This window comes from Streptococcus sp. 4094 (assembly GCF_013277125.1).
Lineage (GTDB): Bacteria > Bacillota > Bacilli > Lactobacillales > Streptococcaceae > Streptococcus.
The window spans coordinates 163,608-178,303 of sequence record NZ_VMMI01000008.1; the positions used below are offsets into that span (position 1 = coordinate 163,608).

The window sequence follows — 14,696 nt, forward strand, 5'->3', positions numbered from 1 at the left end:
CGATTTCCGTAACGATAGGAGATTATTTCAGAGTCCCTATTATTAATCGAATTGTGACATGAGGAGGTAAAAACGATAATCTTTTTACCGACGAATTAACAAGGCGATTAGGAAATTCGCCATAGCGATTTCCGTAACGATAGGAGACTATTTCAGAGTCTCTAGCCTTAATCGAATCGAGCTTGTACAAATGCAAGAGCACCTTTTCCATCACGGGTTAATTTGATGTATTGAGCGCCTTCTGTTTTCGCAAGTTTAATACCGAGTTTATCAGTTTCTGCTTTCATGTCTTCAAAGTTTGAAGCAACTTGAGGAGCAAGGATAACAAGATCAAACTCTGGCAACATTTCACGGTGAGCACCATAGCCACCTGCTGCTGCTTTCACAGGGACATTGTATTCTGCTGCTGCCTTATTCAAAGCATTTGCAAGGAGACCACTTGTACCTCCACCTGCACAGAGAACGAGGACATTTGTTTCTTCAGTGATTGTATTTTGTACTGCTTCTACACCCGCTTTCTCAAGAATAGCATCTGCTTTTGCAGTGTTAAAGTTTGCAGCAACTTTTTCTTTCAATTCGTCATTAGATTTACCTGAACGTTCTTCTTCGAGAATTTGTTCATCATAGACTTTAAGGAATGGATAGTAAATGACTACGTCAACCACGATTAGGAGGGCAGCTAGAACGAATGATAGAACCTGGAAGTTCGTACCAAGAACTAGACCTAGTGGAGCTGGAGTTGTCCAAGGTAGATTAGCAGTAAATGAGTTCATTCCAAGAGTTTCGATAAAGAATTTAAAGATCCATACGTTTGCGATTGGAGCAAAGATAAATGGAATGAAGAAGATTGGGTTTAACACAAGTGGTGCACCAAACAAGATTGGTTCATTTACACCGAAGAAGGTAGGAACTACTGAAGCACGTCCGATTGCACGGTTACGTTTTGATTTTGTTAACCACATGAACATGAATGGAACAACTAGTGTCGCACCTGTACCACCCATGGTAACGATAAACATTTGTGTACCAGAAGTAAGAATCTTGTCAGCGTGCACCCCTTGTTGAAGAAGATTCAAGTTGACTTCGGCATTTGCATAAGTAATCGCTGCGATTGCTGGTTCAACGATAGATGGACCGTGAATCCCAACAAACCAGAAGAAGGCAAAAGCACCAAAGATAATGGTAATACCAAGATAGCCATCAGCTGCAGAGAATAATGGTGCAAAGAATTTACCGATTGATTCTGCCACACTAGAACCAACAAAATGACGAGCTAGTAAATCAAGAGCATAAAGAGAAACCACTGATAGAGTGAATGGAATCACATCTTTAAAGACTTGTGAGATATTTGGTGGAACTTCGTCAGGCATGCGAATAGTGACGTTGTTCTTAACACAAACCTTATAGATGGCTACAGTAACAAAGGCAGCAAGGAATGCTGAAAGCAAACCTTTTGTCCCCAAGAATCCAGTAGCTAGACCATTTTCGATAGGATCAGCTGCCAACATCAACAAACCAACAATTGCTGCCAACAGCGTTGACATATAGTTGATTTGATTGGTTTTCTCCATGCTACGGTTTACTGAGTCGGTCAATGACTTAGCTGTTGTACCAGCTACCAAGAGAGCCAGAATACCCATAGAATAGCTATAAGGTTTCATCAGAAAAGCTACAACTTCATCAGACCATTTAAAGCCCCATGAGTTTGGTACAAAGGCAATCAAGATAAAGATACTTGAGAAGAGAATAACAGGCATACCAGCAATGAAACCATCACGAATAGCACGAAGATAGATATTACGAGATAGTTTTTCAAAGAAAGGTTTTCCTTTCTCGATAAATGCAATTAGTTTATTCATTATTTAACTCCTCTCTTGTAGAGTTCGATTAAGTGGTGCATCAAATCTTTTAACAAAATAGTTGTCATCAAGTGGTCTTGACCGTGCATCATGGTCACACTATACGCTAAGTCCTCACCAGAAGCTTCCTTAGTCAATAGACTTGTTTGAGCGTGGTGAGCTTCAGCAATGCAAGAACCAGCTTCCTCTACAAGAACGTCTGCTTTTGCAAAATCACCAGCTTCAGCAGCCTTCAAGGCTTCCAATAGTTTTGAACGAGCGTCGCCAGCATAGGCTACGATTTCAAAACCTAACAATGTTACTTCTTCTCTATTCATGATAGAATTCTCCTTATATAATTTTAAATAAATTTTTATGACAATAAACGTTGGATATGTAGAACTAGATAAACTCGTTCACTTTTATACAAATCAAGACCCGTATGTTGCGTAATCACATCATAGATCTTGGAGCCAATCTCGAACGCTTTTGGATAGGATTGCTTGATATGGTCTTCCATGTCCAGAAGTGATTGGTTATCATCTCTGGAGCGATCTAAATAATCCAAGAAATAATTCAAATGGATCATAAAGCGATCATAGAAATGGTTATTCTCTTTAGTTCGTTGAATTGCATATTCCTTTAGAACTTCTTCAACATTCCTGAGAATTTCTTTCCTCTTATCAATCGACTCCACAAGTTCCACTTCATTTTCACCTTCGGCATTAATGAAATGATAAGCAATCCGAATAATTTCGTCCTTAGGAAAATGATCCGCTAGCTTCTGACGGTAAATTTCAAAAGCTTCATTTGCGATTTGAAAAGCTACAGGATACTTAGCAGAAATATCTGGCAGATTACTATCCTTGTACCTTCCTTGTGCTAGAGCTTGGTAAGAACAGTAAATATGATCTGTCAAGGTTACGTAGAGATACTCTTGAATCGGATAATGATATTTCTTTGATAGCTTATCAATGATCTCATAGGTCACTGTGATAAAATCAAGCGGAACATCTTTGAGGAGAGCCATAAAGTTTTCTCTTGACTCTTCGGTCTTCATCCGAAAGATTTTCTCAACCTGCTGTTCAGCAATCAAATCTCCCTTCTTCTTTCCAAATGCAATCCCCTTACCAATCACAATCACTTCTTCTCCTTTATCATTTCTGACAAGCGAGACATTATGATTCATTGGATTTAGAATTCGATACATGTCATCCTCCTTTTATATCTTAAAGGTATATGAGTACAAAAAATGACCACAAATGAACTAGAAAATCAGCCGATTTCTAATTCACCTGTGATCATGCCTAATATTACTTAGTAACACTCACCTTGTATTAACTTGTGATTTAAGTATAGCACAAGTAAGTTATTTTGTAAACCTTTACATACAACTTTTTTTAAATTTTTTTAGATTCATGTTCCTAAACTAGAAGGACTTTCTTACACGCGTTCTTTCCATGAAGTTGCTGTTGTTTGAAGAACTTTGTTGAGTTCGTCAATGTTTTCAAATCCAGTTGTACGTAGCCATTCGCGAGCTGCTGCTTCACCATCTTTGATGTAAGCTTCAACTGATCCAGCCCATGTAGCACGGCCACAAAGAACTCCGTTAAAGTTTGCACCTGATTCATGGGCAAATACAAGAGTATCTTGGAAGAGTTTAGCTGATACACCAGCACTCAAGTAGATGTATGGCAAGTTAGTTGCTTCATCTTGGGCTTTAAAGAAGGCTGCTGCTTCTTCACGTGTATAAACTACTTCACCTTCAGCGAAGCCTTCAACATATTTAATGTTAACAGGAACTTCTACTTTCAAGACATCAATGTTAAAACGTGGGTCTGAGAAGACTTTCATAGCACCGATAACTTTGTGTGGTTTTACTTTAGCGTATTCTACAGAACCAGCATCAGCAATTTTTTCATCGTAAGCAAGGATTTCAAGGAAGAATGGGATATCTTCAGCCACACACTCAGAACCGATACGTTCGATGTAAGCTTGTTTTTCTTGGTTAAGTTCGTCTGAGCTATCTACATCATAGTAAAGCAAGAATTTAACTGCATCTGCACCTTCTTCTTTAATACGTTTTGCAGACCAAACATCCAAGCAGTCTGGCAAGCGTTTTGTGCTTGTTGTGTCATAACCTGTTTTTTCATAAGCAAGGAGAAGACCAGCTTTTTCATCAAGAGCTTTAGTTGCTGGAAGTCCATACTCAGGGTCAAGAAGCATAGATGAAGCGTATTTAGTCAATTCATCTGCTACCAAGACTTTTAATTCTTCCATTTGAGCCACTGTTGGTTCTTCTGTTTGGTGTTGAGCCATGAGGCGTTTCAAAGCACCGCGTTGGTCAAATGCAAGAGCTGAGATGATACCATTTTCATCAGAAAGTTTTTCTAAGCGTGCACGTTTTTGTTCTGTTAAAGCCATTTTATACCTCTTTTACTATTAATTGATCATATAGAGCTTGATAGTTGGCCATGTTGACATGACCAGTCATTTTTTCTTGAGCATTGAGCATACCAAGGACATTTGCCTTGATGAGTAATTCTGCATCCGATTCTTTGTGAAGAAGTCCTGAAGAAATTCCTGCTACAGTAGAATCTCCAGATCCAACAGGGTTGACTACCTGAATTCTAGGAATATCTACCTTGTAGAAAGTGTCACCATGTTTGGCAAAGGCACCGTTGGCACCAAGTGAAACGATAATCCATTCAATCCCTGCAAACAAAGGTTCTTGAAGGACTTCTTTTAATTCATCCAAATCCTCAGAAACTTCTCTTCCTAGAAGTTGAGACAATTCCTCATTATTTGGTTTGATGACTGTTGGTTTATGTGGTGATTCAAGAACCGCCTGAAGTGCTGCACCAGAGCAGTCCAAGACAACAGGCTTGCCAGCTTGATTAGCAAGTTCTACCAAGCTCGCATAGTAATCAACTGGAAGACCAGCGGGTAAACTACCTGAGATAGCTACTACTTCAACAGACTCCAGAAGATTTTTGAAATGTTCCAAAAAGTCTTGACCTTCCTGTTCCAATACTTCAGGACCTTTTTCAAGAACTTCTGTTTGGTTGTCTCCGTGAAGAATAGCGATACAGTTCCGAGTTTCCCCCTGAATTGAGAAGAAATCTTTCTTTACTTGATCATCGATATGTTCAACCAAAAACTCACCAAGTTTACCACCAACTAAACCAGTAGCAAGAACAGAATCCCCAAATTCTGAAAGTACTCGGGTAACATTGAGTCCCTTACCACCAGCCGTTTTGGTTACATCAACCACACGATTGACAGTATCAATCTTTAACTCATCCAAGGGATAGGAAATATCAATGGATGGGTTCATTGTGACTGTTAAAATCATAGGTCACCTCTTAGTCGTGGTATTCTCCGCGATCCCATTTTTCAAGGAATTCAGTGAAGAAGTTTGCGTCTGTTTGTTGAGCATTGTGGCTTTCAAGGTGTTCAATTTTCGCAATCAATTTCTTGTTTTCTTCAGATGGTTTGTATTCAGCATGAATGAAAGCTTCGATGATATCACACATAAGCAATTCACCAGTAATCTTACCACCAAAACCGATAACGTTGGCGTTCAATTGTTCTTTAGCATAAAGGGCTGTTGTCATATCACGAACCAAGGCAGAACGAACACCTGGAACTTTATTTACAGCGTTGTTGATACCAACACCAGTACCACAGATACATACTCCAAGATCAGCTTGACCGCTAGTTACAGCTTCACCTACTTTTTTACCAAAGATTGGGTAGTGAGTACGTGTATGGTCATATGTACCAAAGTCAATAACTTCATATCCTTTTGATTTCAAAAATTCTGAAACCGCCATTTTTTCATCTGTTACGATGTGGTCACATCCAATTGCAATTCTCATTAGTTATTCCCTCCGATTAATTATATAAATCTAATATCATTTATCCCTACTCAAAAAAAATCAAGATTAGCTTAGGAAGCGAGCTGCAAGCATAACTGAGGTTAGCTAAAGTGAGCTGACAACAGATTATCTTGATTTTTGAAGAGTATTAGCACATTTTGTTCAACATGTCGACACGAATTTGGTGACGACCACCGTCGTATTTACCGTTAACAAATCCTTTAGCGATGTTTTTAGCCAATTCATCACCAACAAGTTGTGCACCCATAGTGATCATACGTGAGTTGTTGTGGCCACGAGTCATATAAGCTGAACGTTCGTCAGATACTTCTGCAGCAACCATTCCTTTGATCTTAGTTGCAACCATAAATGGACCAGCACCGTAAGCATCAATCACGATACCAAGGTTCTGTTCTTCTTTGTTTACTTCTGCAGCAACAGCGAGAGTCACATCAACAAAGTCTTGACCTTCAGCTGTAACATCCACAACGTGGAAATTTTCTTTTTCTAAGAAGTCTTTCACAACTTCTTTCAATCTCAAACCTGCAGCATCTGCACCGATAACAATAGACATATTGTATACTCCTTTTTATTTTTTCTATGCTGGATTCCAGCAGTGTATTGGCTGTCTTTAAAAAACAGTCAATTAGTCCTCACAAACATAATATACTACTATTGTTTGAAAAAGTCAACAGTTTGTGTTTGTTTTTGTTATTTATTTTTTACTTTTTTATAAAACTTCTATCTCAAAACCTAATTCTTCAACCTGATTGGCTTCTAAGAGACGAACATTCTTCTTATCTTCTAAATGATCTCCTTCTTCAAGGGATGTTGACAAGCCAGACCATGGTTCAAAGGCAATGAAAGGTCCCTTGTTCAAAGTTGACCAGATGATGAGGTTTGGAAACTCTGCAAAGTGCACTTTCAATCCCTTATCATGTTTACGAGAACGAAGGGCAATTGTTCGAGATTGCAATTCATCCAAAGTCACTGCATCTGTGCTGAAAAGATCATGGCTTAGGTCTAATTCTTTTTGATTCTCTAACCATGGACTTCTATCTTGAAAGTCAAGCATCCCTGTTTCTGGGAAAGGACGTGGAACAGAGCAAGTCTCTTCTTTCTCAAACTCTAAATAGTAATCTTCATAGACCTCATCATCAAGCAGAGGACAATTAAATCCTGGATGTCCACCAATAAAGTAAGGCATGACCTTGCTAGTTTCTTTATTAATTATTTTGTATTGAGTTCGTACTGTCTTGCCAGTAAGGCTATAAGTGATTTCTAGGCGGAAATGATAAGGATAGTTTTGATAGCTATTCTCATCGTCTTCAATTGCAAAAGTTACACTCTTATCTGTCTGTTCAACTAATTCAAATTCTTTCTTGCGGACCAGACCATGACGAGGAATCTTTCCTTTGCTTTCCTGACCCTTCTCATCTATATAGACGGCTGTATCCTCTCTCAATGAACCACAAATAGGAAAGAGAACAGGAGCTTGTCCACTCCAATAAGTAGCATCCCCTTGCCACAAATACTCAAGTCCCTCAGCATCTTTTATAGAAGAAAGAGCCCCACCAAAACTGTTAAATTCAACTCTTAATTGTTCTGATTTTAATTCAATTACCATTATTTTCTCCAATTTCTTGATAGTTTATAAAAAACTAGGCTGTCACTCCTAATGGTATGACAACCTAGTTTCAACAATTTACACTCTGCGAAAATCCAATTCAAACTTCGTCAGCGTCGCCTTGCCGTAGATATGGTCACTGACTTCGTCAGTCTTATCTACAACCTCAAAACTGTATTTTGAGCAACCTGCGACTCGCTTTCTAGTTTGCTCTTTGATTTTCATTGAGCTTACATTTTATAGGAGCGCATTATTTTGCTTTTGCTGCGTACTCTTCGTTACGTTTGATCATTTGTTTTCTGTACCAAGCAAAGATACCGATATAGAATACAAGGAAGACTACAGCACCAAGGATTGCTTTGATATCACCTGTTGTAGTGTTACCAATTGTCCAACCAAGAAGTTTTTCGATTGGTCCTTCAAGAGTTGAGTGAGTGATCAATTGAGTTTCGCTTACACCTGCTGGGAAGGCACCTACACCTTTAGCAAGTTCTGTTGCAAATGGTGCAATAAGTGTACCTGAAAGAAGGAAGAGTGGCAACAAGAGTGTTCCGAAGATGATCATACGGAGCAATTTACCACGAGTTACAACCAAGAGAGCTGGAGTAACACCCATAGCGATGATACCTGCAAGTGGCAAGATACCATTTCCGACTTTTGAAAGAAGCACTGCTTCAATCAACATGATTGGTGCAAGTACGTTAGCACAAGCCCAGATTTCAGCACGACCAGCGATGAATGGCCAGTCAAGACCGATGTTGAATTTACGTCCTTGAAGACGTTTAGTAGCAACGTTTGTAATACCTTGTGATAGTGGTTCTACGGCTGCGATGAACCATGAACCGATAAGTGAGAAGAGTTCCAAAGATACACCGGCAGTCAAACCAAGAGACAACCATCCTCTGATAACAAGACGCCATTTATCTGCATCTGCAACCCCTGCAATTGGATGTGGAGTTCCCATAATACCGATAACGATACCAAGAATGAAACCGATAAAGAATTTAGAACCCCAGAAACCGATTTTCTTGTTCAATTTAGCAGCATCAAAGTCATATTTATCAAGGCCTGGGAAGAATTTTTCAAAAATCTTATCCAAAACCATGATAACTGGGTTCATCATGTAGTTCATGTGAGTTGATGTCATTGGTGATGAACTTGGTGCGTTAAGAAGGTCATCAAATGTAGGTTTCATCAAGTCAGAGTTGATAATTTTCAACACACCAACAAGTACGATAGCTGCTGTAGCAATCAAGAGTGAAACCCCTTGGCTCACACCGTTGTTATCTGCATACCATTTAATCAAGAGACCTGTGATAGACAAGTGCCAGATATCAAAGATATCAACGTCAAGTGTATCTGTTTTCTTCATAGCAAGCATCACTATGTTGACAATCAACATGATGAGCAAGAAGTATAGTGTCCAAGCAGAACCCCAAGTTATTGTAGCAAGTGGTGCCCAACCAACGTCGGTAATACTCAATTGAATACCAGTATTTTCAACGAATTTTGCAAGCGACGCTGAGAAAGCAGTGTTGAGCATACCGATGATGGCACCGATACCAGTAAGAGCGATGGCAAGTTTGATACCACCTTCAAGCGCTTTGGAGAATTTCACTCCAAAAAGTAGAGCCAATATTGTCAAAATGATCAACATGATGACAGGACCACCCATATCTAAGACGGGTGTAAAGACCTTTTTGATTAGGTCAAAGATTGCATCCATAACAGTTCCTCCCTTTTTTATTTATGAATGTTAACAAATTGATAATTAGCTTAATCCGTGTTCTTTGATAGCTGCTTCAATATTATCATATACTGGAGCACTCATAGCTGGGATACGGAATAAGATTGGTCCAGCTTCGATAACTGGAATACCTGGGTCAAAACCAAGATCTGTAGCAGCAATTGGTGTGAAGATGTCATAACCTTTGATAAGATCTTCGTTAACATCTTTGACCATGACTGCATCACAGTGCACATCGTAACCGCGGTTTGAAAGTTCTTCTTCAAGAGCACTTTTAATTTGGTGGCTTGAGTTAACACCTGCACCGCAGGCAGCAAGAATTTTAATCATATGGATCTCCTCCGATTTAATATTTTTAATAGACAAGATTAAGCGATTGCTTCAGCGATATAAGCATAGAGGGCTTCTGGTTCAGAAATTTTTGATAGGTCTTCAAGATGACCATTTCCTGTGAAGAAGTCCATCAACTGAGCAAGAATATTCGTTTGACTTGAACTCGAGTTATTGATGATAAAGAAGAGCAAGGATACTTCTACTTCCTTATCTGGCGCAATCATGTTGTGGAAAGTCACAGGTTTCTCTAATCGAACGACCACAACTTTTTCGGCTAGATTATGAACAATATCTGTGTGAGGAATAGCTACATTCGGCAAATCCTTACCCAAAAATTCCATATCTAAGCCAGTTGGAAATGACTTTTCACGCGTGATCAAGGCTTCACGATAGGTTGGGGTCACGATTTCTCGTTCTTCCAATAAAGTTGCAACCTGATCAAAGAGATGTTCTTGATTATCCGCTTCTAAGCAAAACACAAGGTTTTTGTCAAAGAAATAATCTAATCCCATAAGGTTTTCCCTTCTTTCCATTAACTTTATGCCATAAGTATAACACTATATGAAATCGTTGTCAATAGTTTTCTGTTGATTTTTGTCTCTTTTTTTATATTTTTGTTGTGTTTATAGTTTGTTATATAAAAATAAACACACAAACAAATACTACCAGCATTTTTTCTGTTCTAATACTCAATGAAAATCAAAGAGCAAACTAGGAAGCTAGCCGCAGGTTGCTCAAAACATTGTTTTGAGGTTGTAGATGAAACTGACGAAGTCAGCTCAAAACATAGTTTTGAGGTTGTAGATAAGACTGACGAAGTCAGTGATCATATCTACGGCAAGGAGACGCTGACGTGGTTTGAAGAGAGTTTCGAAGAGTATAAAAACTAAAAAAGCAGACCATCTAAGCCTGCTTTACGATTGATTCTTATATAAATTTCCTGTGAACAAGGAAAGGCAATTATGACAACTTATTCTTCATCCATACTCAAGACGCTGAGGAAGGCTTCTTGTGGGACTTCTACCGATCCGATAGCTTTCATACGTTTCTTACCAGCTTTTTGTTTTTCAAGGAGTTTACGTTTACGAGAAACGTCACCACCATAACACTTGGCAAGTACGTTTTTACGAAGGGCCTTGATGTCAGTACGAGCGACAATCTTGTGTCCAATAGCTGCTTGGATTGGAACTTCAAATTGTTGGCGAGGAATAATTTTCTTGAGCTTATCAACGATGAGTTTCCCACGTTCATAAGCAAAGTCCTTGTGAACGATAAAGCTAAGGGCATCCACCTTGTCTCCATTGAGAAGGATATCCATTTTGACCAGCTTAGAAGGGCGATACTCTGACAATTCGTAGTCAAAACTTGCATAACCACGAGTTGAAGACTTAAGCTTATCAAAGAAGTCAAAGACGATTTCAGCCAGCGGAATTTGATAGATAACATTGACACGATTGTCATCAATATAATCCATAGTCACAAAGTCCCCACGCTTACGCTGAGCTAGCTCCATCACTGCTCCAACAAACTCTTGCGGTACCATGATTTGCGCCTTGACATAAGGCTCTTCAATGGTTGCAATCTTGGTTGGGTCTGGGAACTCAGATGGGTTAGACACATCCATTGACTCCCCGTCGGTCAAATTAACCTTATAAATAACAGACGGAGCTGTCATGATGAGGTCGATGTTGAACTCACGTTCCAAACGTTCTTGGATAACATCCATATGGAGAAGTCCAAGGAAACCACAACGAAAACCAAATCCAAGTGCCTGAGATGTTTCTGGTTCAAATTGGAGACTAGCATCATTCAGTTGCAATTTTTCAAGGGCTTCACGAAGGTCATTGTACTTGTTTGACTCGATAGGATAGAGACCCGCAAAGACCATAGGATTCATCTGCTTGTAACCATGTAATGGCTCTGCCGCAGGATTGGTTGCCAAGGTAACGGTATCACCTACACGAGTGTCCTGAACCGTCTTGATAGAAGCCGCAATATAACCAACGTCACCAGTCGCAAGAAAATCACGACCAACTGCTTTCGGAGTAAAAATACCAACTTCTGTCACATCAAAGGTCTTACCATTGCTCATAAGCTGAATCTTATCGCCAGGTTTGACCACTCCATCCATGACACGCACTTGGAGGATAACCCCACGGTAGGCATCATAAACAGAGTCGAAAATCAAGGCCTTAAGAGGCGCCGTCACATCACCCGTTGGTGCTGGTACTTTTTCTACGATTTGCTCAAGGATTTCTTCAATCCCAATACCGGCCTTGGCAGAAGCCAAAACTGCTTCACTGGCATCCAAACCAATGACATCTTCAATCTCTGTACGCACGCGCTCAGGGTCTGCAGCAGGCAGGTCAATCTTGTTAATGACTGGCATGATTTCCAAATCATTATCCAAAGCCAGATAAACGTTGGCAAGGGTTTGAGCCTCAATCCCTTGGGCAGCATCAACCACCAAAATCGCTCCTTCACAAGCAGCTAGCGAACGCGAAACTTCATAGGTAAAGTCAACGTGCCCCGGCGTGTCAATCAAGTGGAAAATATAAGTTTCCCCATCTTTTGCAGTATAATTGAGCTCGATGGCATTGAGTTTAATGGTAATCCCACGTTCTCGCTCTAAATCCATGCTGTCCAAAAGTTGAGCTTGCATTTCACGACTGGATACTGTCTCTGTCTTTTCCAAAATGCGGTCTGCTAGAGTCGATTTCCCGTGGTCAATATGGGCGATAATAGAGAAGTTACGGATCTTCTCCTGTCGTTTTTTCAATTCTTCTAAGTTCATGATTCTCTTCCTTTCAGGGTATCTATTTATTATAAATTGTTTTTGACATTTTGACAAGACCATACCCTGCTAGGAGTACTAATCTTCAGCGACAAAGCCGTCATTCTCAATAAAGTGGTGTTCTGCCATTTCTTGGTCTGTAAAGACAATCCCATGAAGGACACCACCATAGACAGCTCCTCCGTCCATCCCAATCTTGCCATCTTCTGTAGTCCAAAGCTCAGCAGTACCACGCTCTTGCTTTAACAAACCATAAACCGGTGTATGCCCAAAGACAATGATTTTCCCAGTATGATTTTCGGCTTCGTGGAATGGTTTTCTGAGCCAGACTTTCTTGTAATCTGTAGTTTCATGCCAATCATCCAAAGTCAAATCAATACCTGCGTGAACAAAGATATATTTGTCTGTCTCTACCACAAATGGCATTTGACGAATAAATTCTACCAAATCTGCTGCTTCAGTGGCAACACGCTTGGCATCTTCTACTCCGTCAACTGGGGCATCCAAGGGACGACCTAGGATAGAGTTAACGGTTGTATCTCCACCATTGCGACGATAGTGGTCATAGCTTTCTTCTGGGTTATCAAGCCAAGTCAAAAACATATACTCGTGATTTCCTGACAAACAGATTGCCCCTTGATTGTCCACTAAATCCTTAACCATTTCAAGAACACGGCGACTATCCTCACCGCGGTCAATCAAATCTCCTAGAAAGAGCAACTGGGTTTGACCGTCCCATGTTTTGAGAAGGTCTTCCAGCATCCCAGCTTTTCCGTGAACATCTCCAATTACATAATAGTCTGTCATCTTATTTCTCCCTGTTTCTCAACAATTCTCTGGCTTGCGTCAGGGCTGCTTCTGTCACATCATTACCTGCCAACATCTTGGCAACTTCCTCCACTCGCTCTTCGACCGTCAAGAGACGAACAGTCGAAACTGTTGAATGGTCATTGCTAATTTTCTCAATAAAGAATTGATAATCCGCAATCGCAATCACTTGTGGCAAATGGGAAATAGCCAGAACCTGACCATGCTGGCCAATCTTATGAATCTTCTGTGCAATGGACTGAGCTACACGACCTGAAACTCCCGTATCCACTTCATCAAAAACAATGCTGGTCTTGCCTTCTTTACGTGAAAAGGCAGACTTAATGGCTAGCATGAGGCGAGACAATTCTCCGCCAGATGCAACCTTGACCAAAGGTTTAAAGTCTTCACCAGGGTTGGTTGAAATGTAAAACTCAACCATTTCATTTCCCTCACGACTGAATTTGCCCTTGCTAAAACGAACTTGAAACTGGGCTTTTTCCATATAAAGGTCTTGAAGCTCTTGTTTAATCTCTGCTTCTAGCTGCTGAGCCAAGTCATGACGAGCAGATGCAAGCTGACCTGCCAAGGCGACAAGATTGACTTCTAATTTCTTGAGCTCTGCTTCCGTGTCCTCAGACGAAAGGTTATTTCCTGTCAAGAGATTGTATTCTTCCGTAATCTTGGCAAAATAAAGCAAGACATCGTCTACAGTCCCACCATACTTACGGGTAATGGTATGAAGGAGGTCCAAACGATTCTCAACCTGCATGAGACGATTGCCATCAAAATCAAGGTCCTCAATGATAGCTTCTAAACGCTTGCTAATATCTTCTAAGACATAGTAGGTCTCAGACAAAGAGCTTGAAATTTCACGGTATTCAGGGTCATACTCTTCGACACTTTCCATATCATTCATGGCTGAACGAACATTGGCTAGACTTGAAAAATCTTCATTGTCCAACATACTATAGGCATTGGTCAGCATATCCGCAATATTTTTATGATTGAGAAGTTTATCACGCTCTTGATTGAGAGCCAGATCTTCTCCAGCCTGCAAGTTTGCTGCCTCAATCTCTGCCATTTGAAATTCCAACATTTCAATACGAGCCTTGTGTTCCTGTTGGTTTTTCTTGACTTCCAGAACCTGCTTACGCATTTTACGGTAGGCATCAAAACTCGTTTGATAGGTTTCTTTCAAGGCCCAAAAGGCCGTATCACCAAATTCATCCAACATCTGGATATGCAGTTGAGGGCGCATTAACTCTTCTTGGTCATGCTGACCATGAATATCGACCAGATGTTGCCCAATAGCACGCAAGACAGACAGATTGACCATCTGGCCATTCACACGGCTGATACTCCGACCATTTTGCAAGATTTCTCGACGGATGATAATTTCATCCCCCATTTCCAAACCTTGCTCATCAAGAATTTCCTGTAAAAGGCGACTATTCTCAACTGAGAAAAGCCCCTCTATCTCTGCCTTTGGCGCACCATGACGAATAACATCTGTCGTCGCACGAGCTCCCAACATCATATTCATGGCATCAATGATAATCGACTTCCCTGCACCCGTTTCACCAGTCAGGACTGTCATTCCCTTTTCAAAATGGAGGGAAATAGCCTCAATAATGGCAAAGTTTTTTATTGAAATTTCAAGTAACAT

The 14,696-nt window shown here is 40.3% G+C and carries 16 protein-coding genes; 1 reads left to right on the plus strand and 15 read right to left on the minus strand.

Going from position 1 to position 14,696, the window contains the following annotated elements:
* Nucleotides 1-167: 167 nt before the first annotated feature.
* The 12 genes from HT721_RS02545 to HT721_RS02600 form a co-directional block, all read right to left on the minus strand.
* Entirely contained in the window at nt 168-1,859 is a 1,692-nt protein-coding gene (locus HT721_RS02545; RefSeq protein WP_173228823.1) for a lactose-specific PTS transporter subunit EIIC, read from the minus strand.
* On the minus strand, nt 1,859-2,176 hold the full coding sequence (locus HT721_RS02550; protein ID WP_173228826.1) for a PTS lactose/cellobiose transporter subunit IIA: 318 nt from the start codon (nt 2,174-2,176) through the stop codon (nt 1,859-1,861). The genes HT721_RS02545 and HT721_RS02550 overlap by 1 nt, the downstream gene beginning before the upstream one ends.
* A gap of 35 nt (nt 2,177-2,211) precedes the next feature.
* Nucleotides 2,212-3,048 carry a transcription antiterminator gene (locus HT721_RS02555; RefSeq protein ID WP_173228828.1) on the minus strand — a complete coding sequence of 279 codons (837 nt, stop codon included), beginning with the start codon at nt 3,046-3,048 and terminating at the stop codon, nt 2,212-2,214.
* A 233-nt stretch (nt 3,049-3,281) separates the two neighbouring features.
* Nucleotides 3,282-4,262, minus strand: coding sequence for a tagatose-bisphosphate aldolase (gene lacD / locus HT721_RS02560; RefSeq protein ID WP_001229114.1), 981 nt, complete (start codon nt 4,260-4,262; stop codon nt 3,282-3,284).
* A 1-nt stretch (nt 4,263) separates the two neighbouring features.
* Nucleotides 4,264-5,193, minus strand: coding sequence for a tagatose-6-phosphate kinase (locus HT721_RS02565; RefSeq protein WP_173228830.1), 930 nt, complete (start codon nt 5,191-5,193; stop codon nt 4,264-4,266).
* A 10-nt stretch (nt 5,194-5,203) separates the two neighbouring features.
* Entirely contained in the window at nt 5,204-5,719 is a 516-nt protein-coding gene (gene lacB / locus HT721_RS02570; protein ID WP_001216910.1) for a galactose-6-phosphate isomerase subunit LacB, read from the minus strand.
* Between the two features lie 148 nt (nt 5,720-5,867).
* Nucleotides 5,868-6,293, minus strand: coding sequence for a galactose-6-phosphate isomerase subunit LacA (lacA, locus tag HT721_RS02575; protein ID WP_000029277.1), 426 nt, complete (start codon nt 6,291-6,293; stop codon nt 5,868-5,870).
* Between the two features lie 156 nt (nt 6,294-6,449).
* The gene (locus HT721_RS02580) at nt 6,450-7,346 is read right to left on the minus strand and encodes an aldose 1-epimerase family protein (protein WP_173228832.1); all 897 of its coding nucleotides are present in this window, start codon (nt 7,344-7,346) and stop codon (nt 6,450-6,452) included.
* Nucleotides 7,347-7,424: 78 nt separating this feature from the next.
* Nucleotides 7,425-7,571: a chlorohydrolase gene (locus HT721_RS02585; RefSeq protein ID WP_082242418.1), complete on the minus strand. Its 147-nt coding sequence runs from the start codon at nt 7,569-7,571 to the stop codon at nt 7,425-7,427.
* 25 nt (nt 7,572-7,596) lie between these two features.
* A complete protein-coding gene (locus HT721_RS02590) occupies nt 7,597-9,072 on the minus strand; it encodes a PTS galactitol transporter subunit IIC (RefSeq protein ID WP_173228834.1) in 1,476 nt (491 codons plus the stop codon).
* 45 nt (nt 9,073-9,117) lie between these two features.
* A complete protein-coding gene (locus tag HT721_RS02595) occupies nt 9,118-9,423 on the minus strand; it encodes a PTS sugar transporter subunit IIB (protein WP_000590550.1) in 306 nt (101 codons plus the stop codon).
* 38 nt (nt 9,424-9,461) lie between these two features.
* Nucleotides 9,462-9,938, minus strand: coding sequence for a PTS sugar transporter subunit IIA (locus HT721_RS02600; protein WP_000522067.1), 477 nt, complete (start codon nt 9,936-9,938; stop codon nt 9,462-9,464).
* 180 nt (nt 9,939-10,118) lie between these two features.
* Between HT721_RS02600 and HT721_RS11100 the strand changes: the two genes are divergently transcribed.
* Nucleotides 10,119-10,316, plus strand: a complete 198-nt coding sequence (locus tag HT721_RS11100; RefSeq protein WP_240149949.1) for a hypothetical protein — start codon at nt 10,119-10,121, stop codon at nt 10,314-10,316.
* Nucleotides 10,317-10,396: 80 nt separating this feature from the next.
* Here the strand turns inward: HT721_RS11100 and lepA are convergent, their stop codons facing one another.
* The 3 genes from lepA to recN all read right to left on the minus strand — a co-directional run bounded on the left by lepA (nt 10,397) and on the right by recN (nt 14,696).
* The gene (gene lepA, locus HT721_RS02610; protein ID WP_001047207.1) at nt 10,397-12,220 is read right to left on the minus strand and encodes a translation elongation factor 4; all 1,824 of its coding nucleotides are present in this window, start codon (nt 12,218-12,220) and stop codon (nt 10,397-10,399) included.
* Nucleotides 12,221-12,298: 78 nt separating this feature from the next.
* A complete protein-coding gene (locus HT721_RS02615) occupies nt 12,299-13,027 on the minus strand; it encodes a metallophosphoesterase family protein (RefSeq protein ID WP_173228836.1) in 729 nt (242 codons plus the stop codon).
* A gap of 1 nt (nt 13,028) precedes the next feature.
* Nucleotides 13,029-14,696 carry a DNA repair protein RecN gene (gene recN / locus HT721_RS02620; RefSeq protein ID WP_173228838.1) on the minus strand — a complete coding sequence of 556 codons (1,668 nt, stop codon included), beginning with the start codon at nt 14,694-14,696 and terminating at the stop codon, nt 13,029-13,031.

What these genes read in the sequence shown, in the direction of transcription:
- HT721_RS02545 (WP_173228823.1), bottom strand. Translation starts at nt 1,859, where the DNA reads ATGAATAAACTAATTGCATTTATCGAGAAAGGAAAACCTTTCTTTGAA.
- HT721_RS02550 (WP_173228826.1), bottom strand. Translation starts at nt 2,176, where the DNA reads ATGAATAGAGAAGAAGTAACATTGTTAGGTTTTGAAATCGTAGCCTAT.
- HT721_RS02555 (WP_173228828.1), bottom strand. Translation starts at nt 3,048, where the DNA reads ATGTATCGAATTCTAAATCCAATGAATCATAATGTCTCGCTTGTCAGA.
- lacD (WP_001229114.1), bottom strand. Translation starts at nt 4,262, where the DNA reads ATGGCTTTAACAGAACAAAAACGTGCACGCTTAGAAAAACTTTCTGAT.
- HT721_RS02565 (WP_173228830.1), bottom strand. Translation starts at nt 5,193, where the DNA reads ATGATTTTAACAGTCACAATGAACCCATCCATTGATATTTCCTATCCC.
- lacB (WP_001216910.1), bottom strand. Translation starts at nt 5,719, where the DNA reads ATGAGAATTGCAATTGGATGTGACCACATCGTAACAGATGAAAAAATG.
- lacA (WP_000029277.1), bottom strand. Translation starts at nt 6,293, where the DNA reads ATGTCTATTGTTATCGGTGCAGATGCTGCAGGTTTGAGATTGAAAGAA.
- HT721_RS02580 (WP_173228832.1), bottom strand. Translation starts at nt 7,346, where the DNA reads ATGGTAATTGAATTAAAATCAGAACAATTAAGAGTTGAATTTAACAGT.
- HT721_RS02585 (WP_082242418.1), bottom strand. Translation starts at nt 7,571, where the DNA reads ATGAAAATCAAAGAGCAAACTAGAAAGCGAGTCGCAGGTTGCTCAAAA.
- HT721_RS02590 (WP_173228834.1), bottom strand. Translation starts at nt 9,072, where the DNA reads ATGGATGCAATCTTTGACCTAATCAAAAAGGTCTTTACACCCGTCTTA.
- HT721_RS02595 (WP_000590550.1), bottom strand. Translation starts at nt 9,423, where the DNA reads ATGATTAAAATTCTTGCTGCCTGCGGTGCAGGTGTTAACTCAAGCCAC.
- HT721_RS02600 (WP_000522067.1), bottom strand. Translation starts at nt 9,938, where the DNA reads ATGGGATTAGATTATTTCTTTGACAAAAACCTTGTGTTTTGCTTAGAA.
- HT721_RS11100 (WP_240149949.1), top strand. Translation starts at nt 10,119, where the DNA reads ATGAAAATCAAAGAGCAAACTAGGAAGCTAGCCGCAGGTTGCTCAAAA.
- lepA (WP_001047207.1), bottom strand. Translation starts at nt 12,220, where the DNA reads ATGAACTTAGAAGAATTGAAAAAACGACAGGAGAAGATCCGTAACTTC.
- HT721_RS02615 (WP_173228836.1), bottom strand. Translation starts at nt 13,027, where the DNA reads ATGACAGACTATTATGTAATTGGAGATGTTCACGGAAAAGCTGGGATG.
- recN (WP_173228838.1), bottom strand. Translation starts at nt 14,696, where the DNA reads ATGTTACTTGAAATTTCAATAAAAAACTTTGCCATTATTGAGGCTATT.